This window comes from Psychrobacter sp. 1Y4 (assembly GCF_051847555.1).
Genome location: NZ_JBPYDE010000838.1, coordinates 1 through 598, shown reverse-complemented (window position 1 = coordinate 598; position 598 = coordinate 1). Strand labels below are relative to the sequence as shown.

The window sequence follows — 598 nt, the reverse complement described above, 5'->3', positions numbered from 1 at the left end:
CTAAAGAGCCGGGCTGCTTGACCGAAGAGGAAGTGCGTGAATTCTGCAGTGAGCATATTGCTCATTATAAAGTGCCTGCTTACTATCACTTTGTCACTGAGTATCCAATGACCATCACGGGCAAGATTCAAAAGTATAAAATCATTGAGCAAATGAAAGAAGAGTTGGGTTTGGCGTAAGCTTATTTATCAGCTCTAAAACACTAAAGATGAACTATGTGAGTCATACTTAAAAAATAGCAGTGAGCATCATTCATATAAAAAGCTACTCGCATTTACGGATCTATGTATCAAAGAAAAAGGGATATCATGAGCGCTATCATAACCAGTAAACTGAGTCCAAACTCAAGCGACTTTCAGCAAAACAGTGCGGCGATGCAAGCAATCGTTGACGATTTATATGTGCACCTGCGTAAAGTCGCCCAAGGCGGCTCAGAGCGTGCCCGTGCCAAGCATCTAGCACGCGGTAAGTTGCTACCACGTGAGCGTGTCGAGCGTTTGCTTGATGTGGGTACGCCGTTTTTGGAAGTGGCGCCAATGGCAGCGCATGACATGTATGGTGAGGATATCCCAGCGGCTGGCGTGATTGCGGGTATTGG

At 45.7% G+C, this 598-nt stretch carries 2 protein-coding genes; both read left to right on the top strand.

The features are described 5' to 3' along the window. On the top strand, nt 1-179 hold a 179-nt coding region (locus ACS8FC_RS19155), incomplete at its 5' end, for an AMP-binding enzyme (protein ID WP_439297956.1). Between the two features lie 129 nt (nt 180-308). After that, nucleotides 309-598: carboxyl transferase domain-containing protein (locus tag ACS8FC_RS19150; RefSeq protein WP_439297955.1), on the top strand; the 290-nt coding region annotated here is incomplete at its 3' end.